The 25,361-nt window shown below is 77.2% G+C and carries 15 protein-coding genes; 9 read left to right on the forward strand and 6 right to left on the reverse strand.

From position 1 onward, the window contains the following. The first annotated feature begins 271 nt into the window (after positions 1-271). From NRO40_RS00640 to NRO40_RS00670, 7 genes are all read left to right on the forward strand, one after another. Positions 272-7,648 (forward strand): type I polyketide synthase, encoded by a 7,377-nt coding sequence (locus tag NRO40_RS00640; RefSeq protein WP_058940021.1) that lies wholly within the window; start codon positions 272-274, stop codon positions 7,646-7,648. Positions 7,649-7,709: 61 nt separating this feature from the next. Then, complete coding sequence (locus NRO40_RS00645; RefSeq protein ID WP_058940122.1) at positions 7,710-12,749, forward strand: type I polyketide synthase; 5,040 nt, start codon at positions 7,710-7,712, stop codon at positions 12,747-12,749. Beyond that, complete coding sequence (locus NRO40_RS00650; protein ID WP_408056967.1) at positions 12,746-13,111, forward strand: phosphopantetheine-binding protein; 366 nt, start codon at positions 12,746-12,748, stop codon at positions 13,109-13,111. Before NRO40_RS00645 ends, NRO40_RS00650 begins: the two co-directional genes overlap by 4 nt. Then, the gene (locus tag NRO40_RS00655) at positions 13,108-13,956 is read left to right on the forward strand and encodes an alpha/beta fold hydrolase (RefSeq protein WP_058940020.1); all 849 of its coding nucleotides are present in this window, start codon (positions 13,108-13,110) and stop codon (positions 13,954-13,956) included. Before NRO40_RS00650 ends, NRO40_RS00655 begins: the two co-directional genes overlap by 4 nt. Further along, the gene (locus NRO40_RS00660) at positions 13,953-15,245 is read left to right on the forward strand and encodes a glycosyltransferase (RefSeq protein WP_058940019.1); all 1,293 of its coding nucleotides are present in this window, start codon (positions 13,953-13,955) and stop codon (positions 15,243-15,245) included. The genes NRO40_RS00655 and NRO40_RS00660 overlap by 4 nt, the downstream gene beginning before the upstream one ends. A gap of 119 nt (positions 15,246-15,364) precedes the next feature. Then, positions 15,365-16,408 carry a class I SAM-dependent methyltransferase gene (locus NRO40_RS00665; protein WP_058940120.1) on the forward strand — a complete coding sequence of 348 codons (1,044 nt, stop codon included), beginning with the start codon at positions 15,365-15,367 and terminating at the stop codon, positions 16,406-16,408. A gap of 310 nt (positions 16,409-16,718) precedes the next feature. After that, on the forward strand, positions 16,719-17,684 hold the full coding sequence (locus NRO40_RS00670) for a YihY/virulence factor BrkB family protein (protein WP_058940119.1): 966 nt from the start codon (positions 16,719-16,721) through the stop codon (positions 17,682-17,684). A 137-nt stretch (positions 17,685-17,821) separates the two neighbouring features. Here NRO40_RS00670 and NRO40_RS00675 read toward each other — a convergent pair whose 3' ends face one another. The 5 genes from NRO40_RS00675 to NRO40_RS00695 form a co-directional block, all read right to left on the reverse strand. Further along, positions 17,822-18,412 carry an isochorismatase family protein gene (locus NRO40_RS00675; RefSeq protein WP_058940118.1) on the reverse strand — a complete coding sequence of 197 codons (591 nt, stop codon included), beginning with the start codon at positions 18,410-18,412 and terminating at the stop codon, positions 17,822-17,824. Between the two features lie 364 nt (positions 18,413-18,776). Next, positions 18,777-19,325 (reverse strand): 2'-5' RNA ligase family protein, encoded by a 549-nt coding sequence (locus tag NRO40_RS00680; protein WP_058940018.1) that lies wholly within the window; start codon positions 19,323-19,325, stop codon positions 18,777-18,779. Between the two features lie 117 nt (positions 19,326-19,442). Beyond that, positions 19,443-19,772 carry a hypothetical protein gene (locus tag NRO40_RS00685; RefSeq protein WP_058940017.1) on the reverse strand — a complete coding sequence of 110 codons (330 nt, stop codon included), beginning with the start codon at positions 19,770-19,772 and terminating at the stop codon, positions 19,443-19,445. A 110-nt stretch (positions 19,773-19,882) separates the two neighbouring features. Then, positions 19,883-21,178: an acyltransferase family protein gene (locus tag NRO40_RS00690; RefSeq protein WP_157901768.1), complete on the reverse strand. Its 1,296-nt coding sequence runs from the start codon at positions 21,176-21,178 to the stop codon at positions 19,883-19,885. A 760-nt stretch (positions 21,179-21,938) separates the two neighbouring features. Further along, positions 21,939-23,066: an alpha/beta hydrolase family protein gene (locus tag NRO40_RS00695; protein WP_079046724.1), complete on the reverse strand. Its 1,128-nt coding sequence runs from the start codon at positions 23,064-23,066 to the stop codon at positions 21,939-21,941. Positions 23,067-23,199: 133 nt separating this feature from the next. Here NRO40_RS00695 and NRO40_RS00700 point away from each other — a divergent pair, with 133 nt between their 5' ends. Both NRO40_RS00700 and NRO40_RS00705 read left to right on the forward strand, forming a co-directional pair. Beyond that, positions 23,200-23,841, forward strand: a complete 642-nt coding sequence (locus NRO40_RS00700) for a GNAT family N-acetyltransferase (RefSeq protein ID WP_058940015.1) — start codon at positions 23,200-23,202, stop codon at positions 23,839-23,841. A gap of 35 nt (positions 23,842-23,876) precedes the next feature. Further along, positions 23,877-24,722: a PaaX family transcriptional regulator C-terminal domain-containing protein gene (locus NRO40_RS00705; protein ID WP_058940117.1), complete on the forward strand. Its 846-nt coding sequence runs from the start codon at positions 23,877-23,879 to the stop codon at positions 24,720-24,722. A gap of 52 nt (positions 24,723-24,774) precedes the next feature. On the opposite strand, the gene NRO40_RS00710 is transcribed toward NRO40_RS00705, so the two are convergent. Continuing rightward, entirely contained in the window at positions 24,775-25,242 is a 468-nt protein-coding gene (locus NRO40_RS00710; RefSeq protein ID WP_058940014.1) for a hypothetical protein, read from the reverse strand. Positions 25,243-25,361: the final 119 nt, after the last annotated feature.

Here is a 25,361-nt window from a genome sequence, read left to right on the forward strand (position 1 = left end):
GCCGCTCATTCCGCCGTACACGGCACGCCGCATTCTTCCGGTAAGCGGTCGCTTTCCGCTCCTGGTCCTCCGGCTTCCTCCGACTTCGCCCGCGCCGCCACCGTCGGATCAGGGACGGAGCGTTGACCCTTCAGTAACTTGGCGCTAGTTTCGCTACGTTCACCGAAAGGCCCGAATTCCCGCTCCGGGCCCGCGCGACCTTGCGCCTTCCCGCGGCCTTTTGTGGCCGAAATCCCCCCTCCGGGCAACGCCATCGCACATTCGGAGAATTATGACGTCGGCAGAGCACGTCCTGAATCCGGTCATCGGACTGACCCCCTTCGGCGAGCCCGACGCGCGTCTCGCGGCCGCGGTCACCCGCGGCGGTGGGCTCGGCGTCCTGGACCTCGGCCCCGGTGACCGCGCCGCCCGTGCGGCCCTCGGCGACCTGCGCGGGTGGCTCCCCGGGCGGTACGGCGTGCGGATCGGGCCGCGGTGCCGATTACGCTCCGGCGACGTGGCCGGGCTCCTCGGCGGTCCGGGCGGGCCCCGTACCGTGCTCCTGGGCGCCGGGGCGGCTCCGCGCGCCGCCGACCTGCCGCCCGGCGTACGGGTGCTGGCGGAGGTCACCGGCCTGGCGGAGGCCCGGGCCGCCCTGGACGACGGCGCGCACGGCCTGGTCGCCCGGGGCAGCGAGTGCGGCGGCCGGATCGGCGACCTGGGCACCTTCGTCCTGCTGCAGCAGCTCCTCGACGCCACCGGTCCCGACGGGCCGCCGATATGGGCCTGCGGGGGCATGGCACCGGGCACGGCCGCCGCGGCCGTCGTCGGCGGCGCGGCGGGCGTCGTCCTCGACACGCAGCTGGCCCTCCTCGCGGAGTCGTCCCTCCCCGCGTCCGTCGCGGCCGTCCTGCGGTCCGTGGACGGTTCCGAGACCACGGTGCGGGGCGGGCACCGCTTCCTGCCCCGCCGCCGGCCCGGTGGCGATCCGCCGGAGGCGGATGCCCCCGCCGACGAGGACCGCGTCGCCGCGATGCTCGGCGGGCGCGACCCGGACACCCGGCTCCTGCCGGTCGGACAGGACGCTTTCCTCGCCGCCCTCTTCGCCGACCGCCACCGCGACGCGGCCGGCGCCGTCCGCGCCGTCACCGCAGCCGTCCGGGCCGCGACCGAGGACGACGCCGCCGCCCGCGGCCTGCGCGCCGGGGCGCCCATGAGCCGCGCGCTCGGCACGGCGCTGCCGGTCGCCCAGGGCCCGATGACCCGGGTCAGCGACGGAGCGGACTTCGCCCGCGTTGTCGCCGACGGCGGGGCCCTGCCCTTCCTCGCCCTGGCCCTCGCCGACCGCGGCCGGGCCGACGCCCTGCTCTCCGAGGCCGCCGCAGCGCTCCGGGGCCGCCCCTGGGGCGTGGGGATCCTCGGCTTCGCGCCGGAACGGACCCGTGCGGCGCAGCTCGACGCGGTGCGCGCGCACCGGCCCAGCCACGCCGTCATCGCCGGGGGCAGGCCCTCGCAGGCCCGCGCCCTGGAGGCGGACGGCATCCGCACCTTCCTCCACGTGCCCTCCCCCGGGCTGCTGCGCCAGTACCTCGCGCAGGGCACGCGCCGGTTCGTCTTCGAGGGCGCCGAGTGCGGCGGCCACGTCGGGCCGCGCAACAGCTTCCCGCTGTGGGAGGCGCAGACCGGCGTCCTGCTCGACCACCTGGCGGACGACCCCGGCGCCGCACCGGGGATCGAGGTGTTCTTCGCGGGCGGCGTGCACGACGCCCGCTCCGCCGCCATGGTGGCCGCCCTGGCCGCGCCGCTCACCGCTCGCGGCTGCGCGGTCGGCGTGCTGATGGGCACCGCCTACCTGTTCACCCGGGAGGCCGTCACCCACGGCGCCGTGCGCCCCCTGTTCCAGCGGCAGGTGCTCGCCGCCGAGCGGACCGCGCTGCTGCGCACGGCACCCGGGCACGCCACCCGGTGCGTACCGAGTCCGTTCAGCGACGGTTTCCGCGACCTCGCGGCGGGCCTGCGCGCCGAGGGCCTCCCCGAGCGCGAGGTCTGGGAGCGGCTGGAGCGCCTGAACGTCGGCCGGCTGCGGCTGGCGAGCAAGGGCGTCGAGCGCACCGGCACCGGTGCCCTGATCCCGGTCGACGAGGAACGGCAGTACGCCGAGGGGATGTTCATGGCCGGCGAGGTGGCGGTGCTGCGCGACGCCACCACCACCGTCGCCGCGCTGCACGCGTCCGTCACCGAGGGGGCCGCCGCCTTCCTGGACCGGCGGCGCGCCGCCCTGCGGGCCGGTCGGGACACGGCCCGCGCCGGGGACGGCCCCGGGGCGCCGGCTCCGCTGGACGTGGCCGTCGTCGGCATGGCCTGCATGTTCCCCCAGGCCCCGGACCTGGCGTCCTTCTGGGCGCAGGTGCTGGACGGCCGCGACGCCGTCACCGAGGTGCCGCCGGAGCGCTGGGACCCGGCCGTGCACTGCTCCCCCGGCCCGGACGGCGCCGACGCGCCCAGCGCGTCCCGGTGGGGCGGGTTCCTGCCGCGCGTCCCCTTCGACCCGCTGCGCTACGGCATCCCGCCGGCGTCGCTGGGCAGCATCGAACCGGTGCAGCTGCTCGCCCTGGAAGCGTCCCGGCGCGCCCTGGAGGACGCCGGCTACGGCGAGGGGGGCCGCCCCTTCGACCGTACGCGGACCGGTGTGGTGTTCGGCACGGAGGCCGGCAGCGACCTGTCCCACGCGACCACGCTGCGGACCGTGCTGCCCTCCTACTACGGGCAGGTGCCCGCGGCGCTGGACGGGCAGCTGCCGCGGCTCACCGAGGACACCTTCCCCGGGCTGCTCGCCAACGTCGTCGCCGGCCGGGTCGCCAACCGCCTGGACCTGCGCGGCCCCAACTACACGGTGGACGCCGCCTGCGCGTCCTCCCTGGCGGCCGTGGACGTGGCGTGCAAGGAACTCGTCCTCGGCACGAGCGACGTGATGCTGTGCGGTGGCGCCGACCTGCACAACGGCATCAACGACTACGCCCTCTTCACCTCCGTGCACGCCCTGTCCCCGACCGGCCGCTCCCGCGCCTTCGACGGTGCCGCCGACGGCATCGCGCTCGGGGAGGGCGTCGCCTGCGTCGTCCTCAAGCGCCTCGCGGACGCCGAGCGGGACGGGGACCGCGTGTACGGGGTCATCAAAGGGGTGGGTGCCTCCAGCGACGGCCGCTCCCTGGGACTGACCGCACCCCGGCCGGAGGGCCAGCGCGCCGCCCTGGAACGTGCCTACCGGAGCGCCGGCGTGTCCCCCGCCGAAGTGGGCCTGCTGGAGGCGCACGGCACCGGGACCGTGGTCGGCGACCGCACCGAACTGGGCGTGCTGACAGACGTCTTCAGCGAGGCGGGAGCCCCCGGCGGGAGCTGCGTGCTGGGCTCGGTGAAATCGCAGATCGGGCACACGAAGTGCGCGGCGGGACTGGCCGGACTCGTCAAGACCGCGCTGGCCCTGTACACCGGGGTGCGGCCCCCCACCCTGCACCTGGAGCGGCCGAACTCCGCCTGGCGGGCCGGCGACAGCCCCTTCGTCTTCCACCGCGAGGCCCTGCCGTGGCCGGCCGCCCCGGAGCGGCGGTACGCGGGGCTGAGCGCCTTCGGGTTCGGCGGCACGAACTTCCACGCGGTGCTGGCCGCCCACCGCGCGGCCGGGCCCCCACCGGCGCACGCCCGGGACGCCTGGCCGGCGGAGCTCTTCCTGTTCCGCGGGGCCGACCCCGCGGCCGCCCGACACGCCGCGGCCGAGATGCTCGCCCCGGCCGCCGCGGCCGCCCGCGGTGAGGCCCCGTGGCGGCTGCGCGACCTGGCGGCGACGGCGGCCCACCGCGCGGCGCGGGCCCGGGGGGCGGTCCGGATCGCCTTCGTCGCCACGGACGTCGAGGACCTGTGCCGGTTGCTGCGGGCGGCCGTGGAGACGGATGGTCGGGCGGACGGCGGGACCGACGGCCGGGCGGGCGCGGGTGCCGGGGACGGCGTGCACCGGGCGGTCGGGGGAGGTGGGGAGGCCGGGTGTACGGCGTTCCTCTTCCCCGGGCAGGGCAGTCAGCGGCCCGGGATGTCCGCCCACCTCTTCACCACCTTCCCCGACCTCGGCCGGCTGCTCGGCGCCGACACGGACGGCCGGGCGGTCGCGGCGCTGTACCCGCCCGCCGCCTTCGACGACGCCGCCCGGGAGGAGGCGCGGCGGGCCCTCACCGACACGCGGGCCGCCCAGCCGGCCCTGGGCGTGGTGGAGCTGGCGGCGTACGAGCTGCTCACCCGCTGCGGGATCCGCCCCGACATGGCCGCCGGCCACAGCTACGGCGAGCTGGTCGCCCTGTGCGCGGCGGGCGTGGTCGACGCCGAGGCGCTGCCGCGGCTGAGCTCCGCCCGCGCCGCGGCCATCCTGGACGCGGCCGGGGACGAACCCGGCGCCATGGCGGCGGTGGCCGCCGCGCCGGACGACATCGGCCGGGTCCTGGGCGGCCCGCCGCTGCCGGGCGGGCTGGTGGTCGCCAACCACAACGCGCCCCGGCAGAGCGTCCTGTCCGGACCGACGCACGCGGTCGAGGCGGCGGCGCGCCGGCTGCGGGACGCGGGGCTGGGAGTGAGGCGGCTGCCGGTGGCGTGCGCCTTCCACAGCCCGCTCGTGGCCGGGGCAGGGCCCGCCTTCGGCCGGGTCCTGGACGAACAGCCGCTGCGCGAGCCGGAGTTCACCGTGTGGGCCAACCGCACCGCCCGTCCGTACGGGTCCGGGTCGCAGGCGGTGCGTGAGGAGCTCGCCGCGCAGATCGGGGCCCCGGTACGGTTCGCGGCGCAGATCGAGGCGATGTACGGCGCCGGGGCCCGGACCTTCGTCGAGGTCGGCCCCGGTCGGGTGCTGACCCGGCTCGTCTCGGACGTCCTGGGCGACCGGCCGCACCGCGTCGTCGCCTGCGAACCACACGTCGGCAGCGGGCTCCCCGGCTTCCTCGACGCGCTCGCCAGGCTCGCGGTGGCCGGGGTGCCGGTGGCCCACGACTGGATGTTCCGCGGACGGGACGCCGTCGACGTCGACGTCACCGCCCCACCCCGCACACCCGGCTGGACGGTGGACGGACACCTCGTCCGCACCGCGTCCGGCGAGCCGCTCCCCGGCGCCCTCGCGCCGGCCCGACGAGTCGTGGAGGCCCCCGTGACGACGAACCCCGACGAGGCGCCGGGCGGCGCGTCGGACGCGCTGATCGCCGAGTTCCTGCGCAGCAGCCGGGAGGTGATCGCCGCCCAGCGGGACGTGCTGCTGACGTACTTCGGCGGCGTGCCGGAGGGGGCGGCCCCCGGCCGGAGGGACCCCGTACCGCTGTCCCCGCCCCTGGTGTCGCCGGTGTCGGTGTCCGGGCCCGTGGCGCCGCCGCGGTACGAGGCCGGGCCGGTGCCGGAGCACGGGGCCGGGCGGTCGGACGGTACCGGCGTAGCGGAACCGGCGGCGCCGGCCGCGTACGGCGCGGTACCCGTCCCGCCGGGCGACGGGGCGGCGGAAGCCCCCGCGCCGCGGACCGCCGCGCGGCTCACGGAGGAGACGGTGCTGCGGGCGGTCCTGGAGCTGATCAGCGAACGGACCGGCTACCCCCTGGACATGGTCGAGCCGGGCCTCGACCTGGAAGCCGACCTCAGCGTGGACTCCATCAAGCGCGCCGAGATCGCGGGCGAACTCGCGCGGCGTCTCGGCGGCTCGGGGGGCCCGACGCCGGCGGCGCTGGACGACACGGAACTGGAGGAGCTGACGCGGGCGCGGACCGCCTCCGAGATCGCCCGGTGGCTGGTGGCCCGCGCGGCCCCCGCCGGCCCGGAAGAGGACCCGCCCGCCCCACCCGGGGCTCCGGTCACCGCGCCCGGTGCGGTCCGGGGCGACGCCCCGTCGACGTACGAGGAGCCGGGCTCCACCGCCCCGGACGGTGACGGCCTCGGCGCGGGTCGCACCGCGTGGCCCGGGTGGGCGCCGGGTACCGGAGCGGCCGTCCCTCCCCGTGCCATGGCCGGTGCACGGGCCACCGACCCCCTGCCCGCCGGGGCAGCCACGCCGGCCGCGGAGGCACCGGACCCGGCGGAGCCGGTCGTGGCCGCTCCCCGGCGGTACCGGGTCGTCCAGCGGGCCCTGGCCGGTGCGGGCGGCGCGGCGGCGGACCTCGCCGGTACCCGGTGGGTGCTGCTCGGGGACGGGACCGGGGCCTGGCGCGGGACCGCCGCCGAGCTGCGGGCCCGGCTGGCGGCGCGGGGCGCGCACGCGGTGACGGCGGCGGACACGGACCTGACGGCCGTGGCGGACGGCCCGCCGGACGGTGTCGTCCTGCTGGGCGCGCTGGGCGACGACGGCGGGCCGCCCTTCCTGCCGGCCGGTTTCCCCGTCGTGCGCGCCGCCCTGCGGGCCGCCCCGCGGCGCCTGATCCTCGCCCGGGAGGCCGGATACGGGGCGCGGGCGGCCGGTACGGACGGCCTGCTGCGGTCCGCCGCCCGCGAGTACCCCGACGTCACGGTGCGCTGCGTCGCGCTCACCCCGGGCGGCGCACTCGACGCGGACGGTCCCGACACCCCGGTCGGGATGTCCGGCGGGGCCGGGGCACCCGGTGGGGGCGGTGTGTCCGGTGCGGTGGCGGCCGCGGAGGCGCTGCTGGACGAGCTGACCGCGGACGGTACCGAACCCGTGGTGGTGCGTACGCCCGCCGGGCGGTTCGCGCCGGGGCTCGTCGAGGCGCCCCTCGGCCCGCTCGCCGGTACCGGCGCGGGGCCGGCCGGCGAGGGCGCCGCCGAGGCGCAGGCCCTGGGACTGGACCGCGACAGCGTGCTGGTCGTCGTCGGCGGGGCCCGCGGGATCACCGCGCGGTGCGTCACCGCGCTGGCGGCCGCCGCCCACTGCCGGATCGAGCTCCTCGGCCGCACCCCGGCGCCCGCGGGCCCCGAGGAGCCGGTGACCGCCGTGGCGCCCGACCGCGCCGCCCTGCGGGGCGCACTGGCCCGTACCGGGCGCCACGCCTCGCCCGCCGACGTGAACCGCGCCGCCGACCTGATCCTCGCCCAGCGGGAGGTCGCCGCGACGCTGGACGCCGTGCGCGCCGCCGGCGGCCGGGCCGCGTACCGCAGCGTCGACTGCCGGGACGCGTCCGCCGTGCTCCAGGCCATCAAGGAGATCCATTCCGAACACGGCCGCGTCGACGGGGTGGTCCACGCCGCCGGGATCATCGAGGACCGGCTGATCGAGGACAAGTCGGAAGCGTCGTTCCGCCGCGTCCACGGCACCAAGGCGGAGGGCGCGGCCGCGCTGCTCACGGCGGTCGAGCAGCTGCCCGAGGCGGAACGCCCCTCCTTCGCCGTCCTGTTCGGCAGCGTCGCCGCCGTCCTCGGCAACCGCGGTCAGGCCGACTACGCCGCCGCCAACGACGCGCTGGAGACGTACGGCGCCGCCTGGGCCGCCCGCACGGGGCGCCGTGCGCTGACCGTGCACTGGGGGCCGTGGGCCCCTTCCGAGGGACACGGCGGCATGGTCGGCCCGGAGCTGGCGCGGCACTACGCCCGGCGCGGGGTGCGCCTGATCGATCCGGAGGAGGGCGCCCTGGCCCTGTTGCGGGAGCTCGCCTGGGGCGACCCGGCGGAGCGGGCGGTCGTCCTGACCGCCTCGGAGTGGTGAGGTGACCCGCCCTCCGCACGGGACCGGCGCCCCCGCCGCCGCGCCCGTCGCCATCACCGGCATGGCCGTACTGCTGCCGGGCGCGCCCGACATGGACGCGTACTGGCACAACCTGCGCGCGGGCGTGGACGTCATCGGCGAGGTCCCGCCGGGCCGCTGGGACGCCGCCTACTACCACCCCGGCACCGCGCCGGAGCCCGCGACGGCCGACCGGGTCTACTGCCGGCGCGGCGGGTTCGTGGACGCCGTCGCGGAGGTCGACGTCACGCGCTGGGGGGTCATGCCGCGTTCCGTGCCCGGCACCGAGCCGGACCAGCTGATCGCCCTCCACGTGGCCGCGGCCGCGCTCGCCGACGCGGGGGGCGCCGACCGGCTGCCCGACCGCGACCGGGTCGGGATCGTCCTCGGGCGGGGCGGCTACCTCACCCCCGGCCTGGTCCGCCTCGACCAGCGGGTCCGCACCGCCCATCAGTTGGTGCACACCCTCGGCGAGCTGGTGCCCGGGCTGGACGCGGACCGACTGGACCGGGTGCGGGAGGCGTTCACCGCGCGCCTGGGCCCGGACCGGCCGGAGGACGCCATCGGGCTCGTGCCCAACCTCGCCGCCTCGCGGGTCGCCAACCGCCTGGACCTGCGGGGCCCCGCCTACACCGTCGACGCCGCCTGCGCGTCGTCGCTGCTGGCCGTGGACCAGGCCGTCGCCGCGCTCGCCTCCGGACGGTGCGACCTGATGCTCGCGGGGGGCGTGCACCACTGCCACGACATCACGCTGTGGAGCGTCTTCTCGCAGCTGCGCGCCCTCTCCCCCAGCGAACGGATCCGCCCCTTCCACCGCGGCGCCGACGGCCTCCTCATCGGCGAGGGCACGGGGGTGGTGGTGCTCAAGCGCCTCGCCGACGCGCAGCGCGACGGCGACCGGGTCTACGCCGTCATCCGCGGTACCGGGGTGAGCAGCGACGGCCGCGCCTCGGGCCTGGTGAACCCCGATCCGGCCGGGCAGGCCCGCGCGGTGCGGGCGGCCTGGCGGGCCGCCGGCCTGGACCCCGCGGCGCCCGGCGCGCTGGGGATGCTGGAGGCGCACGGCACGGGCACCCCCGCCGGCGACGCCGCCGAACTGGCCACGCTGCGGGAGGTGTTCGGCCCGGCGGACACCGGTGCGTCCGCGCACCGGGCGGTGATCGGATCGGTGAAGTCCATGATCGGGCACGCCATGCCCGCCGCGGGGGTGGCGGGGCTCGTCAAGGCGGCACTGGCCGTCCACCACGGCGTGCTGCTGCCGACCCTGCACTGCGAGGACCCCCATCCGGCGCTGGCCGGGACCCGCTTCCGGCCGCTCGCGCAGGCGGCCCCCTGGGAGCCCGCACCGGGTGGCGGGCCGCGCCGGGCCGCGGTCAACGCCTTCGGGTTCGGCGGGATCAACGCGCACGTCGTCCTCGAACAGGCCCCGCGCCGGGCGGGCGCCGTACCGGCCGGATCACCGGCGCCGCCCGCCGCCACGGCGGGGGCGGGGCGGCGGGGGCGGGCGGTGGTCGACGAGCCGGAGCGGGTCCTGCTGCTGGCCGCCGCGACGCCCGACGCCCTCGCCGGCCTCCTCGACGAGCACCAGGCCGCAGCAGCGGCGGGCGCGGTGGGTGGCGTGGTCGGGGTCCCGGCCGGTGCGGACGCCGGCCCGGTGCGGCTGGGCGTCGTCGGTCCCACCCCCAAGCGGCTCGCCCTGGCCCGGCGGGCCGTCGCCAAGGGCGAACCCTGGCACGGGCGCGGCGACGTGTGGTTCCGGCCGTACCCGCTGGTGGGTGCCGGCGCGTCCGGGGCCGGGGCGGGCGCGGCCGGCCGGACGGTCTTCCTCTTCCCCGGTCTCGAGGCGGAGTTCGCGCCCCACGTGGACGACGTCGCCGACCGGTTCGGCCTCCCCCGCCCACCGACCGCCCCCGCCGGGCCCCCGGACGGCGGCCCGGACGGACGGAACGGACCCGACGGATCGGGCGGGTCGGGCGGGCTGGGCGGGTCGGGCGGGTCGGCCGGGTCGGCCGGGTCGGGCGGGCTGGGCGGGCTGGGCCGGCACGGGCTCGGTGTCGTCGCCGTCGGCCGCCTGATGGACGCCGTGCTGCGCCGCATGGGCGTCGTCCCGGACGCGGTCGCCGGACACAGCGTCGGCGAGTGGACGGCGATGGCCGCGGGCGGCCTCTACGAGGAGGAGGCGGTCGACGCGTTCATGGCCGCCCTCGACCCGGAGACGGTCCGGGGCGCCGACCTGGCGTACGCGGCCGTCGGCGCGCACGCCGACCGGGTCGCCGGACGGCTGGCCTCCGGAGACCACCCGGGTGTGGTCGTCTCGCACGACAACGCCCCCCGCCAGTCCATGGTCTGCGGGCCGCCCGCCGCGGTGGAGCGGTTCGCCGCCGTGCTGCGCGCCGAAGGGGTACTGGTCCGCACGCTGCCGTTCCGCTCCGGCTTCCACACCCCGATGCTCGCGCCCTGTCTCGGGCCGTTCCGGGACGCCGCCGAGCGACTGCCGCTGCGCACCCCGCACACGCCCGTCTGGTCCGGTACGACGGCGGCGCCGTTCCCGGCCGACGAGGCGGGCGTCCGGGAGCTGTTCGTACGCCACCTCCTCGAACCGGTCCGCTTCCGCGCGCTGACCGGGGCGCTGTACGCGGCGGGCTTCCGGGTCTTCGTCCAGGCGGGGCCCGGGCAGCTCGGCTCCCTGGTGGGTGACTCGCTCGCCGAGCGGGACCACCTGGTGGTGGCCGCCAACTCCGCGCAGCGCGGCGGGCTCGACCAGCTCCGGCGGGTGGCCACCGCCCTGTGGACGGCGGGCGTCGCCACCGGCCCGCACGCGGTCGACGCGCCCGACGGGCCCCACGCGACCGGGCGCGCCGCCCACCGCCCCGCTCCCGTCGTCGTCGACGGGCGGGCCGGGCGGCCCGGGCGGCGGGACCAGCCGGTCCGGCTGGACCTCGGCGGCGCGCTGGTGACCCTGCCGCCGTCCGCCCGCCCGTCCCTGACCCCGCACGCCTCCCCCGGCGCCGGACCCGTTGTGCCGGCCGCCGCCGACCCGGCCGTCGGCGCCCCCGCCGTCGCGCCCGCGCCGGCGGCCGCCGGCCCCGTCGCGGTGGAGCTGGCGGCCCTGCTGCACGAGACCGCGCAGGCCGCGCGCACCGCCGCCGCGCTGCTCGGCGCGGACCGTACCGCCGCGCCCGCACGCCGCCCGGCACCGGCGGCCGTCACACCGCCGGAGCGGCGGCCGGGACGGATCCCGGGAGGCGGGACGGGGCGCGGCACGGGGCAGGGGGCGGGTCAGCGTCCCGCGGACGCCGTCCGCTCGGAGGGCGTACCGCGCCGGCCGGGTGCCGCCCCGACGGGTCCCGCGCGGCGCGAGACGGTACGGCACGAGACGGTGCGGGTGTCGGTCGAGCACACGCCGTACCTGCTGGACCACTGCTTCTTCCCGCAGCGCGCGGACTGGCCGGACGTCGCCGACCGGTGGCCGGTGGTGCCGGCGACGACGATCGTGGCGCACCTGACGGCGGCGGCGGAGCGGGCCGTGCCGGGGCGGGTGGCCGTGGCGGTGCACGACGCGTGCTTCGACCGGTGGCTCACGGCGTCCGAACCGGTGGACGTCCCGGTCACCGTCACCCCGCGCGGGCCGGGGCGGGTGGCGGTGTCGTTCGGACCGCACGCCCGCGCCGTCGTGGAACTGGCCGACCGTCACCCCGCGGCGCCTCCGCCGCCCGCACCGCCGAACCCGGCCTCCGAGCGCGCGCCCGACCACACCGCCGAGCAGGTTTACCGGGAGCGCTGGATGTTCCACGGACCGGCCTACCAGGGCCTGAGCCGGCTCACCGCCATCGGTGACCGACACGTGCGGGCCACCCTCACCACGCCGCCCGCGCCGGGCGCGCTGCTGGACAACGTCGGCCAGGTCCTCGGCTACTGGATCATGGCGACCCGTACCGAGCGGACCGTGGTCTTCCCCGTACGGATGCGGCGGCTGCGCTTCTTCGGCCCTGAACCGCGGCCCGGGACGCCGGTGGAGTGCCTGGTGCGGATCGGCTCCCTCACGGACACCGTCCTGGAGGCCGACGCGGTGCTGACGGTGGCGGGACGGGTGTGGGCGGAGCTGACCGGCTGGCAGGACCGCCGCTTCGACAACGACCCGCACACCCGGCCGGTGGAACGCTTCCCCGAGCGCCACACCCTGTCGGCGACCGGGCCCGGCGGCTGGTCGCTGGTGTTCGAGCGCTGGCCCGACCTGGCGTCCCGGGAGCTGATCATGCGCAACGCGCTGGGCGGTCCCGAGCGGGCCGCCTACGCCGCCAGACCGCCGCGCGGCCGCCGGCAGTGGCTGCTGGGCCGGATCGCCGCGAAGGACGCCGTGCGCCGTCTGCTGTGGGACGCCGGGGAGGGGCCCGTCTTCCCGGCCGAGCTCCTCGTGGAGAACGAGCCGTCGGGGCGGCCGCGGGTCACCGGTCGGCACGGGCGCTCGCTCCCGCCGCTGGCGGTGTCGCTGGCGCACCGCGCCGAGGCGGGTGTCGCGCTCGCCCTCCCCGGACGCCCGCCGGACGCGGTGGACGCGGTGGACGCGTCGGGCTCGGTGGGCGGCGTGGGGGCGGGGGCCTGTCGGCCGGGGCCGGGGATCGACATCGAGGAGATCGCCGTGCCGGCCGGGGCCACCGTGGCCACCGCGCTCGGACCGGAGGAGTACGCGCTGCTGACGGCCTGCCAGGCACGGTCCGGGGAACCGCCCGAGGTGTGGTTCACCCGCTTCTGGGCGGCGAAGGAGGCCGTCGCCAAGGCGGAGGGCACCGGCTTCGGCGGCCGCCCCCGGGACATCGCGGTGACGGCCGCCGACCCGGACCGGTTGACGGTCCACGTCCACCGGCCGGACACGCTGCGGATCACCACCGGTACACCGGACGGGTCCGGCGCGTCCGGCACGCCGCGCACACGGGTCCCGGCCCGCGTGTACCGGGTCGACTGCGCCCGGGTCGCCAACCCGCCGGGGCTGCCGCCGCGCGCGTACGTCGTGGCGTGGACGACCGGCCCGGACCCGGAACCGCCGGGTACGGGCGCCGACCGTGACGAGGGGGACCAGTCGTGACGACCAGCCGGCCCGGCGTGTCCGGGGCCACCGACGAGGCGGACGAGGCGGACGAGGCACGGATACTCGCCGAACTGACCGCCATGATCCAGCAGGTGCTGGAGGGGTACGAGCTGGAGGAGGGCGAGGTCACCCCGGCGACCCGCTTCGGCAGGGACCTCGAACTGGAGAGCATCGACCTGGTGACGCTCGCCGGGCTGCTGGAGGAGCGCTACGGCGGTGCGGTCAACTTCGCCGCCTTCGTGGCCGACATGGAGCTCGAGGAGATCATCGAGCTGGACGTGGGCCGACTGGTCGGGCACATCCGCCGGTGCCTGGAGGCCGCGGACGGAGTCCGGTCGGACGGAGTCCGGTCGCGATGACCTTCCTCGACACCGGCCGGGTCCGGCTGCACGTGCAGCGCCTCACCCCCACCGGCGGTGGCCCGGCGCGCGCGACCGTGGTCCTGCTCCACGGCCTGCTCACCGACAGCCTCGCCAGCTACTACTTCACCGTGGCCCCGGCCTTCGCCGCCGCCGGTCTGGACGTGGTCATGTACGACCACCGGGGGCACGGCCGCAGCGGACGTCCGGCGTCCGGCTACGGGCTCGACGCGTTCACCGACGATCTGGAGGCGGTGCTCACCGGGGTCGGGGTGCCCGGGCCGGTGCACCTGGTGGGCAATTCGTACGGCGGCACGGTCGCCTTCTCCTACGCCCAACGGCGCCCGGAGCGGGTGGCGAGCCTGGTGGTCGTCGAGTCGGAACCCGCCACCGCGGCGTGGGCGGTCAAACTGGCCGGGTTGCTGGAGCGGGTCCGCCACGCGATGAGCACCGACGAGGAGGCCGCCCTCGACTGGATCGCCGCCCACCACGGCGGCCACACCGCCCGCCTGGCGAGGTCCGCCGGACGGCTGGTGCGGGACACCACCATCGCCCGGGACGTTCCGGCCGGCCCGGTGCTCGACGACGCGCGGATCCGCGCGATCCGCTGCCCCGTCCTCGCCCTCTACGGCGCCGACTCCGACCTGGCGGCACAGGCGCCCCGGCTGCGCTCGCTGCTGCCGCGCTGCACCACGGAACTGCTGCCGGGGCTGCGGCACTCGGTGCTGGTGGAGGCGCCCGGCCTCGTGCGGGACGCGGTCCTCGACTGGGTCACCCGCCACGCCCCGCCGCCGGAGACCGCGCCGAAGGCGGTCGCGGCGGGGGCGGAGGTGGGCTCGCGGTGAGTTCCTACCTGTTCGTGGTGCCACCGCTGGTCGGACACGTCAACCCGCTCGTCGGGGTGGCGTCCGCGCTCACCGCCCGCGGGCACCGGGTGGCCTGGGCAGGCGAACCCGCGCTGGTACGCCGCCTGGCCGGCCCGGACGCGGACGTCCACGCCTGCCCGCCGCCCCACCCGCCGGCCGGGACGGCCGGGACTGCCGGGGCGAGTGGGTCAGGTGAGCGGGGTGGGCTGTCAGGGCCCGCCGGAAACGTGGCGCGCACCGGGGACGTGGCGCACGCCGGCGCGGTGGCGCACGCCGTCCGGCCGCCGGACCTCCGGGGCCCCGAGGCCCTGCGCTTCCTGTGGGAACGCTTCCTGGTCCCGCTCGCCGAGGCGATGGCGCCGGGGGTGCGGCAGGCGGTCCACGCCTTCCGGCCGGACGTGGTCGTCGCCGACCAACAGGCGCTCGCGGGGGCGCTGGTGGCGGAGGACCTCGGCGTGCCGTGGGCCACGTCGGCCACGACGTCCGCGGAGTTCGCGGACGTGCTCGCCCCGATGCCGCGGGTCGCCGCCTGGAACGCCGCGCTCCTGGGCGACCTGCGGAAGAGGATCGGGCGGCCGGACGGCACCTGTGACCCCCGGTTCTCCCCGTACCTCGTGCTCGCCTTCACCACCCCCGAACTGGCCGGGCCCGCGCTGCGCGGCGGAGAACGGATCCGCTGGGTCGGTCCTTCGCTGGCCGCCCGGCCGCGCCCCGCCGCGTTCCCCTGGCACCGGCTCGACCCCGGCCGCTCCCTGGTGCTGGTGACGCTCGGCACCGCGAACGCCGGTACCGGCGGGCGCTTCCTCACCGGGGCGGCCGACGCGGTACGGGCCCGGGCCGGACGGGTGCAGGCCGTGGTGGCCGACCCGGAGGGGGTGATCCGCGGGCGGCCCGACGACCCGGACGTCATCGCCCTGCCCGTCGTCCCCCAGCTCGACCTGCTGGAACGCGCCGCCGCGGTGGTCTGCCACGCGGGCCACAACACCGTGTGCGAGGCCCTGTGGCATGGGGTCCCGCTCGTCGTGGCGCCCATCCGCGACGACCAGCCGGTGGTCGCCGCGCAGGTGGCGAGGGCCGGGGTGGGCGTCCGGATCCGCTTCGGGCGGGCCGGCGCCGCCGTGATCGGCGCGGCGCTGGACACCGTACTGGGCGAGCCGCACGTCCGGGCCGCGGCCGCCGGGGTCTCCGCCGCCTTCCGTGCGGCGGGGGGCGCGGGTGCCGCGGCGGACCACCTCGAACGACTGGCACGGCAGGAGGACCACGGATGAGCTCCGCACCGCGCACGGACCCGGGCGAGGCGCCCGACGGCCCCGGCACGCCCGGCCCCTCCCCCGCCACGGCCGGCGCCGCCCCCGGTCGCTCGGGCCACGGGGCGCGCGCCGCACGGGTGGCCGCACTGCGCCCCGGCTACCGGCGGGAACTCGCCGACGGCACCGCCGTGTTCTTCGAGGCCCTCCGGCACCGGTGCCCCTGGTGCGGCTCCGCCCGGCTCGGCGGCCGGCTGCGCACCACCGATCTCCTGCAGCACAAACCGGGCGTGTTCGCCCTGGACCGCTGCCACGACTGCGGGCACGTCTTCCAGAACCCCCGGCTCAACGAGCGCGGACTCGCCTTCTACTACCGGGACTTCTACGACGGCCTCGGCGAGGACCGCCTCGACGGGGTGTTCGCGGGCCGCACCGCGTCCTACCGGGCGCGGGCCGCCTCGGTGCGCCCGCACCTGACCGGCCCGGCCGAGTGGCTGGACGTGGGCACCGGGCACGGGCACTTCTGCGCGAGCGCCGCGGAGGTCCTGCCACAGGTGGTGTTCGACGGCCTCGACCGATCCGACGGCGCGGAAATCGCCCGGCGCGCCGGCCGGGTCCGCCACGGGCACCGCGGGACGTTCACGGCACTGGCGGCGCGGCGGCCCGGGACGTACGACGTGGTGAGCATGTTCCACTACCTGGAGCACGCGACCGACCCGCAGGAGGAGCTGGAGGCGGCGCGCGCCACGCTGCGGCCCGGTGGGCTGCTGGTGATCGACGTACCGGACCCGGAGTGCCGCTTCGCCCGGCTGCTGGGCCGCTGGTGGCTGCCGTGGCTCCAGCCGCAGCACCTGCACCTGGCGCCGGTGGGCAACCTGCGCCGACGGCTGGAGGGGACGGGTTTCACGGTACTGGCGCAGGAGCACGCCCGGGCTCACGACGCGGTTGACCTGGTGGCGGCCGCGTGGCTGGCCCTGGACGCGCTGGCGCCGCGCGAGGACCTGCCGTGGCTGCCCGAGCCACCGGGGGCGGTGCGCCGGGCGGCGCGCGGTGCGGCCTTGCTGGCCGGGGTGCCGTTGCTGCTGGCGGCCGCCCTCCTGGACCGGGCGGTGGCGGGACCGCTCGCGGGGCGGCTGGGACTGACCAACGCCTACCGGTTGATCGCGCGGCGGGAGGGCCCCTAGAGAGGCCCGGCGACCCGACGGGCGTACGGGAGCAGTCCGAGGCCGACCGCCCGGGAGCAGTCGGAGGCCGACACTCAGGGGCAGCCGGGGCCCGGAGCAGCCCGAGGTCCGGCCCGGAGCTGCCGGGGGCCCGGCTCGGAGCAGCCGGAGGTCCGGCGGCCCGACGGGCGTACGGGGCCTTCCCCCGGGGCAGACGGCAGACACCGCGTCGGAGGGGTGGCCGCGGCCGCCCCTCCCCCCGTCCATGAGGTGGACCCCCACCGCGCGGGACGCGGCGGAGGAGCTGCCGGAGTCCGGCGGAAGGGACGACATGGGCACGGTCGTGCATGTGCCGCAGACGCGGGACATGGTCGGGGAGGAGCTCTCCGGGGACGAGGCGTTCACCGCGCTGCGGCGGTACGGGGGGCGCGAGCTGGTCCTCGACTCGTTCGCCCGCTTCCGGTACGCGGACGGCTTCAGCTCCGCCCGCTCCCTCGGCTACCAGGTGGTCCTCGGCATCGTGCCCTTCACGATCGCCCTGGTCGGGGTGGCCACGACCATGCACACGGAGGGCGTCGGCCGGGTCATCGAACTGACGCTGGCGCGGATCGTGCCGGGCACCAGCGCGGACCTGGTCCGGCAGGCCCTCGCGGACACCCGGCGCAGTGCGGGGGCGGACGTCGCGGGTGCCGTGGCCATGTGGCTGGGCCTCGGTTTCGCCGTGCTCAACCTCGCCTCCGCCATGGCGCAGATCGAGCGCGGCTGCAACCGGATCTACGGCATCGAACGCGACCGCCCCTTCCTCGCCAAGTACGGTCGGGGCGTGGTGCTCGCCGTGTGCGCGGGGCTCCCGCTCGGCGGTGGTTTCCTGGCGGTCGTCGCCGGCCGGGACATCGGCGAGTCGGTGGTCCGGGCGTTGCACTGGCCGCCCGCGCTCCTCGGCTGGTGGCAGCCGCTGCACGTCCCGCTCGGGGTGCTGCTCGCGGCGGTGGCGTCGGCCGTGATCTTCCGCTGGGCGCCCCGCCGCGACCAGCCCGGCTACACGTGGCTCGTGTTCGGCTCGGGCGTCCACCTCCTCCTCTGGGTCGTCGCCACCTGGCTGCTCGCCCTGTACGTGGGCCGGAGCGGCTCGTTCGGCGCCGTGTACGGCCCGCTCACCGCGTTCGTGGCGCTGCTGCTGTGGGCCAACGTGACGGGTGTCGCCCTGTTCCTCGGGGTGGCCTTCGCCGCGCAGCTGGAGGCCGCGAGGGCGGGTGTCACGGAGCCGGTCCACCCGGACCCGGGCCCCGGTGCGTGACGGCACGGGACGACGGCGAGCCCCGTCCGGCTCGACGTACCGGACGGGGCTGCGACGTGCTCAGCCGCGGCGGACGCACGGCTCGGCCCCGGGTCGCCCGGGGCCGGCTCCGGGACGCCGTGCGCGGCTCGCGGCCGTCACCCCACGGGGACCTGACCGGTCACGGTCACGCCGGCCTCACGGAAGTCCTCCAGCGAGGCGGCCGTGGTGTCCGGGGTGACCCCGACCGAGTACTCCAGGAGCACCCGCGTGCGGAACCCGGCCGCGACGGCGTCCAGCGCGGTCGCGCGGACGCAGTGCTCCGTGCCGATGCCGACCACGTCGACGTCCTCCACCCCGCGGGCGCGCAGCCAGTCCCCGAGGGACGTGCCCTGCGCGTCGGCGCCTTCGAAGCCGCTCTTGGAGGCGCTGCGCTCGCCCTTGAAGAAGACGGCGTCGACCTTGCCGGCGGTGACGACCGGGGCGAAGCCGGGGTGGAACTCGCTGCCCGGGTCTCCGGCCAGGCAGTGGACCGGGAAGCTCTCCTGGAAGTCGGGCTCGTCGGAGAAGTGGTCGCCGGGGTCGACGTGGTGGTCGCGCGTCGCGACGACGTACCGGTAGTCGCCGCCGGCGGTCCGCTCGACCAGCTCGGCGATCGCCGTCGCGATCCGGGCACCTCCGGTGACGGGCACGCGGCCCCCTTCACAGAGGTCGTTCTGTACATCCACGACGATCAGACTGCGGCTCATGGTGAACACCCTTCAAGAACACAAATGGGGGATTACGACCCGTACGCACCGGCACCGGGACGGGCGCCGGGGCGCCGCGCCCGTCCCGTGTGCAGTTCCGGGCCACACCGCGTTGTACCGGCCGGTTCACATTCGGCCGAAACCCAACGGCCCTCCGCTCACTCGTTTGGCGGAAAAGGTTCACCGCAGTAACGGTTCACGCCGTCGCGAGCACGGTCACCGGCGCGGAGGGCGGCACAATAGCGCCTCGCCCCTCAGCCGTCCCCGTCATCGACACGATCCCCGGTACGGAGTGGCGGCGGGGGCACGCGATCCGGCCGTCGTGTGTGCCGTACGGCACCGGTGCCGCACGGCGCCCCGGGTCTCAGGCGGGCGGGCCGAGGCGGGTGGTCGTGCGGGTCACCGAGTCGTAGGTGCGGGCGTCGACCCACCGGCCCGTGAGGACGCCCGGTGGGCCGCCGCCGGGCGCCGCGCCGAAGAGCGTCCCGTCCGGGACGGGCCAGGCGGCGCCTCGCCCACGGCCGAGGGTGACGTGGGGGTTCCACCGCGCGGGGTCGTGGAGCGGATGGAGCCGTCCGCACGCCGGCGCGTCGCGCAGGGCGCGCCACACCGCTTCGTGCAGGCGCAGCAGGGCGTCGTCCCGCCGGACGGCCCAGGCCAGTACGTGCGTCCGCCCGGTGAACCGGACGCTGCCCCGGAGGACCAGGGGGACCGGGAGGGCCGTGAGCAGCTCGCCCACCCGCGTGCGGGTCGCCGGTGCGAGGGTGTCCGCCGCGGCGAGGGTGAGGTGCGGGCGGTTGGTCGGGTGCCGGTGGGCGGCCTGGCTGGGCAGGCCCGCGTGCAGCAGCCGGTCCCACACGGCGCGGACGGCCCGCTCGGTCGCCTCGTCGGGCAGCAGCTCCACACTGTGCACCGGGTCAGCGTACGTCCGCCGGTCACGCCCCCTCGGGCCGCGGCTCGCCGGCCGGCTCGTGCGGCCGGCTCTCCGGCCCCCGTCCACTTCCCCGCGGGCGTGCCCGCGGTGCGGGGGTCACGTGCCGGGCGCCTCCCGGTCGAGCGCCGCCAGGCCCTCGCTCCAGCGGGTGCGGCGCTGCGCGGCGTCCTGCTCCCACCAGGGCGTGCCGCGCTCGCCGAGGGCGACCTTCGCCGTGTGCACCCGGGCCCGGGCGGCGCTTTCCGCCTCGGGGTCCCGGGCGCGCCGGGCGGCGCCGACCGCGCGGCGCGCCGCCATCAGGTGGGCTCGCAGGCGCGCGGCCGCGTCGTCGGGAACGTCCGGGTCGGTCGCCCGCCATCGCCTCCCGTCGACGACGATGTACCGCCCGTCGGGTGTGCGGTCGGGCTGCCGCGCGTCGGCTGTCACCCGCACCACCCTGCCAGAGGAACGGCCCGGCAACGGCCCGGCACACGGCGGCCACGGCCGACCCTCCCCGCCGCCCCTCCGTACGTACGCGAGGACGTCCGGGAGCGGCCTCAGGGTGTCGTGTGGTGACCGGAGCCCGCCGTGCGGCCCGCGCCGTCCCCAAGGGAGCCGACCGAGGCTCCGACCACGACCGGCTCCCGGCGCCGGCCCGGCGCCGCGGCACCGGGAACGACCGCGGACGCCGCCACCGGGGCCTGCGCCGCCCGCGCCCCGGGGACGCCCGGATTCCCGCGTGCGCCGACCTGCTCGGCACGCCCCGCCGCGTCCTTGATGCCGGCCCGGACCCGCGGCTTCAGCCACCGGCCGAGGGGCTCCTCGACGATCCGGTGGACCAGGTAGGCCGCCGTCATCATGGCGCCGATCAGCCCACCGAGCAGGACGGTCGGGTCGACCTGGTAGGTGTTCTCGACGTACGTGACGACCTCCCACCCGATGTACTGGTGCAGCAGGTACAGCGGGTAGGTGAGCGATCCGGCGACCGGCAGCCACCGCCACGTGATCCAGCCGGTCCTCCCGGTCGCCACCAGGGCCATCATCAGGAACGACACCGTCAGCACGGCCATGACCGGCCAGAAGGGGACCCACTGTTCCATGTTCCTGATCGACGCCCGCCACGTCAGCCGCGCGCTCGGCACCGCGGCCGCGAACGACACCGCGACGACGCCCCAGAGGACGACCGTGGGCCGGAAGCGGTACATGAGGTAGAACGCCATGCCGGCGATGAAGTACCAGCAGTGCTCGGGCATGAGGAACTGGCCGAACGAGCCCCACCCGAACCGGTTGAACGCGAGCGCGGCCGATCCCCACAGGCAGCAGAACAGCAGCACGCGCCGGTACGTCAGGCCGCCCCACGCCACGATCGCGAACAGCAGGTAGAACCGCAGCTCGGCGAAGAGGGTCCAGTAGACCGGGTCCACCGGCTCCACCCCGAGGAACGCCTGCACCATGGTCAGGTTCGTCACCACGTCGGCCCACGCGAGCCGGGTGTACCCGCCCGGCACGAGCACCAGGACGGCCGTGGTGGCCAGGACGCAGAACCAGTACGCCGGGTACAGCCGCACGACCCGCGACGTGAAGAAGTCCCCCAGCGAACGGCCCCAGCAGCTCATGCAGATGACGAACCCGCTGATGAGGAAGAACAGCTGCACCCCCAGCCACCCGTAGGCCGCGAACGGAAAGACGTGCGGGAACAGCACCCCACTGTCGATCCGCCACCCGTGGCCGAGGCCCACGTAGTGGTAGAGCACCACCATCAACGCGGCGACGAGCCGCAGACCGTCGAGCGCCGCCAGCCGTGGACGGCGCCGGGGGGCGGGCGGCCGAACCGGACGGGAAAGCTGTACCACGGAAGATCCTCATGTTCTCCGGCCCCGGAACCGGCCGCGCCAGACGTCACGTGCGTGTCGGCGCGGGGCGTCGCCACCCTTTTCCGGATGTGCGTCGACACGGAGGGGCGACCGGGGAGTCGGTCACATCCTCCCGGCAGCGCCTTGTACCCGTATGACAGCCGGTGCACGCGAACGGTTGTGCGCTGGACAACGACTTGTCCCCGCACGCTACACAGCGCCCCCGTCACCGTCCCGCCGCGCGTTTCGGCCGCGGGACGGCGACGGACGGCGGACGCCGACGGCGCACGGCCGGCCCCGGGACACGGCGGGCGCGGCCACCGCTCCCCCAACGCGGCGGAAACAAGGGCCCGTTGTCGACGTTCCGGCACGCCCCGGCTCCCGGCCGCAGCCCTCCTGACGACCGGCAGACGGTGACGCGAGCCCGACGGCACGGTGAACACGAGGTGACGCAGAACACCTCGCCCCCTCCGCGTGCACCGGTTGCGCCCACCGGGGCGAGCACGGATCCGCAGGCCGAGGGCAACGGCGCCCAGCAGGGACGCCCGGCCGCCGCGGCCCGGTTCGCCGCGCCGACTTCCCGGAGTTCGGCGCCGCCCGGCGGGCCGTGGCGCACATCGTGCGGAGGGGCCACCCGCCGGGTCACCGGGTCGCCGTCAGCGGCCTGGACACCGGGCCACCGTCAGCGGCCTGACCACCGGGGACCACCTGCGGGTGCGGGGGGCACCGGACTGCAGGTCCTCCACCACCACGCCGCGCTCTACCGCCCTGACGCGGAGCCGGGGCTCCACCCGTGCGTCCACGCCCGACGCCCCGCCCGGGACTCGTGGACGGCGGCGCCTTCCCCGTGACGCCCCTGCAGGAACCGCCGTTGGTCCTCCAGGAACCGGTCGGCGAAGAGCGCGCGCGGGCGGAAGAGCGCGGTGAGCACCGTCCGGAGCTCCGACCGTTCGACGGAGTGCCTGACCAGGGCGTGGGTCGCGTCCGGGTAGTGCTCGACGGTCAGCGCGCCACCCGGGTCCAGTATCCGGCGGTAGACGCGTTCCGTGTCGGCGGTGTCGACGTTGACGTCGTGGCCCGCCAGGGTGAGGAGCACCGGTACGCCACGCAGCGCGTCGAGGTCCCGGGTGGCGTCCGCGGTGTGGTTCCGGGAGACGAAGCGCCAGCGGTCGGCGGTCATGCCGCGTGTGTCGCCGTGCACGGCCGCGGCGTACTCCTCGAAGGTCGCGCGGCGTCGCAGCAGGCGGCGGACGGCGTCGCTCCTGGCGACCTCGGCCTCGACGCGGGCGGGGGGCGCGCCCTCGGCGCGCAGCTCGGCGAGCAGGTGGTAGCGACCCTGGCGCAGCCAGTTGACCGCGGGTGAGACGGCGACGACGAAGCTCACGGGTGTCCTGGCGGCCACCTTCGGCAGGACCCAGCCCGCCTGGCTCGCGCCCCAGAGCCCGATCCGGTCGCCGTCGACGTCCGGGCGGGCGCGTGCCCAGGCGATGGCGGCGGCGGCCTCGTCGGCGCGGTCGTCCATGGACTGGTGGAGCCAGTTGCCGGGTGCGCCGTCGACGCCGGGCTTGTCCCAGGAGAGGGAGGCGTACCCGGCTCGCGCGTTCGCCTCCCACAGGGGTCGGTACCCGCCGTCGTGGGTGGCGTCGACGGGGCCGTCGCCGTGGAGGTACACGACGAGGCCGTGGCGGGTGCGGCCGTCCCTGGGGGTGGCCAGTACGCCGTGGAGGGTGTGGCCGCCGTGGCGGATCGAGACCCGCCGCTCGTCCATGGCGTAGGAGTGCTGCCACAGCACCACACCGGTCGGCCCGGCGGCCACGGCCAGGACCGCGACGAGTATCCACGTGAGGGTGCGGAGCGCGCGCCGTGAGGGCCAGGTCGGGGGGCGCATGGAATCTGACCGCCTCTGCTCGGGTGGCTTGGGTCGGACCGCACGGGCTGCCCGACAGCGTGAAACTATCATCTCTCTCACGATCGTTCCATGCGTGATAGTTTTGGAGCTCGTCGAGCGGAGGGAGCGGGACATGGGTGGGGACGCGACGGAGGCGGGCACCGACCCGGGACCGGTGACGGTCCGGCGGGGCGTTCCGGCGGGGGCGGAGCGTCGGGCGGCCGACCTCTACTGGGAGGCCTTCGGCCGCAAGCTCGGCCCCGCCCTCGACCCGCCGGAGAAGGCGGTGCCCTTTCTCGCCGCGCACCTGAACGCCGACCGCGCGGTCTGCGCCCTCGTCGACGGGCGGCTCGTCGGCCTCGCCGGCTACGGGCTCGACGGCCGGTCCCTCACCGGAGGATCGGCCTCCGACGTGTTGCGCGCGTACGGGCACCTCCGGGGACTGCACCGCCTCGCCCTGCTCGCGCTCTTCGAACGCCGCCCCGCACCCGGGCAGCTCGTCATGGACGGCATCGCCGTCGACGCCGGCGTGCGCGGCCGCGGGATCGGGGGACTGCTCCTGGAGGAGGTGGCGGCCGTCGCGGCGGAGTCCGGCTGCCGGGAGGTCAGACTGGACGTCATCGACACGAACCCGCGCGCCCGGGCCCTGTACGAGCGGCGTGGCTTCCGGGCCGTGCGGACCGAACGGACGCCCTACCTGCGCGGGCTGCTGGGGTTCGGCGCGGTGACCACCATGCGCCGCGCCGTCGCGGTGCGAGAGGAGGGAGCGCTGTGAGCGCCGGGAGCGACCACGTCGAGGTACCCACCCGCATGCTCGTCCACGCGCTGGTACGCGAGGACGGCACCGTCGCCGCGGACGAGCTGTACACCGTCGCCGCCACCCTCGGCATGAGCGACCAGCAGGTGCGGCTGTGCGTCAAACGCCTCGTCGCCGAGGGGCGGTTCACCCATGAGGGCCGGGGCCGCCGGGCGACGCTGCACGCGGCCGAGGAGACCACGCGCGCCCTCGCCCCCCGCGCGGACTTCGTCCGGCACGCGTTCCGGCAGGACGCCGGGCTCGCGCCCTGGGACGGGGTGTGGCACCTGGCCGCCTTCGCGGTCCCGGAGTCGGCGCGCGCCGCACGGGACGGCCTGCGGGAGGCGCTCGTCCACCTGGGCGGAGCCCCGCTCCAGGGCGGGCTGTACGTCAGCGCCAACGCCTGGGAGCCGTACGTCGAGGAGGCCGCCCACCGACTGGGCGCCCACGACGCGCTCACCCTCCTCACCACGGCGGACCTGCGCAGGGGCGACACGCGGGACCCCGCCGCGCTCGCGCGGAGCCTGTGGCCCCTGGAGGAGGTCGCCGACCGCTACCACCGCCTCGACCGCGTCGCCCGGGCCCGCCTCGACCGGCTCACCGGCACCGCCGAGCTCACGCCGCCCGCGCTCCTGACCATCGCGGTCGAGCTGGCCGCCGAGCTCACCCGGGCCATGGAACCCGACCCGCTGCTCCCGCCCAAGCTCCTTCCGCGACCGTGGCCCGGCGCCCGCGCCCGTGAGGTCGTCGCCCGGTGCTGGGCGGCCCTGCACCGGCGCGACCACGACGGGGCCCGCCCGGCCCTCTTCCGCCTCTACGCCGACATCACCCGGGAAGCCGCGGCGCGGACCACGGGCTGACGGAGCGTCGCCCGGTCCGTGCCGCCCCTTGTCCCGCCGCCCCTTGTCCCGCTCAGCAGCGCGTGTCCGCGCCGTCCGGCGGGCCCGACGCCACGATGCCGTAGTCCGACGTCGGTCCGCGGTCCGTGGCGAAGACGAGGAGCAGGACCCGGTCGCCCTGGTCCTCCCGGGCGAAGCACAGGCGGCCCCACGAGTCGGGTGGTTCCGAGGGCGTCCAGCCCTTCGCGGCGGCGGCGGACCTGTAGAAGTCGTACACCTCGCCCCGCGAGCCGGAGAACGTGTACGACCGGTCGGCGTACACGGATGCCTCACCGCCGTCGTCGGTGCACCCCGCGTCGCGGCCCGCCGGCTCCGCGCCGCGCGGGAAAACGTCAAGGACGGGCTCGGCACGCAGCTGCTCGGCCCGCTCCGCCGTGCCGTCGCAGGCGGACGCGCCCGACGGGCCGGTGCAGCCGGTGAACCCCGCGACCGGCAGGGCGAACGGCAGCAACGCCGCGGTGAGCCGCGTTCGTATGATCACCGGGACAGAATGCCACGACGGCCGGCCGGTCCCCCGAGGGGCGGGGGCGCCCGGTGGCACCCCACCGCGGGAGGGCCGAGGGCGGGCGGCCCCCGCGCCGCGTCGGACGGTCCGCCGCA

Origin of the sequence: Streptomyces changanensis, assembly GCF_024600715.1 — a bacterium.
Taxonomy (GTDB): domain Bacteria; phylum Actinomycetota; class Actinomycetes; order Streptomycetales; family Streptomycetaceae; genus Streptomyces; species Streptomyces changanensis.

Excerpts from the sequence above, each read along its gene's own strand:
- NRO40_RS00640 (WP_058940021.1), top strand. The coding sequence starts at position 272 with ATGACGTCGGCAGAGCACGTCCTGAATCCGGTCATCGGACTGACCCCC.
- NRO40_RS00700 (WP_058940015.1), top strand. The coding sequence starts at position 23,200 with ATGGGTGGGGACGCGACGGAGGCGGGCACCGACCCGGGACCGGTGACG.
- NRO40_RS00645 (WP_058940122.1), top strand. The coding sequence starts at position 7,710 with ATGGCCGTACTGCTGCCGGGCGCGCCCGACATGGACGCGTACTGGCAC.
- NRO40_RS00670 (WP_058940119.1), top strand. The coding sequence starts at position 16,719 with ATGGGCACGGTCGTGCATGTGCCGCAGACGCGGGACATGGTCGGGGAG.
- NRO40_RS00705 (WP_058940117.1), top strand. The coding sequence starts at position 23,877 with ATGCTCGTCCACGCGCTGGTACGCGAGGACGGCACCGTCGCCGCGGAC.
- NRO40_RS00695 (WP_079046724.1), bottom strand. The coding sequence starts at position 23,066 with ATGCGCCCCCCGACCTGGCCCTCACGGCGCGCGCTCCGCACCCTCACG.
- NRO40_RS00675 (WP_058940118.1), bottom strand. The coding sequence starts at position 18,412 with ATGAGCCGCAGTCTGATCGTCGTGGATGTACAGAACGACCTCTGTGAA.
- NRO40_RS00655 (WP_058940020.1), top strand. The coding sequence starts at position 13,108 with ATGACCTTCCTCGACACCGGCCGGGTCCGGCTGCACGTGCAGCGCCTC.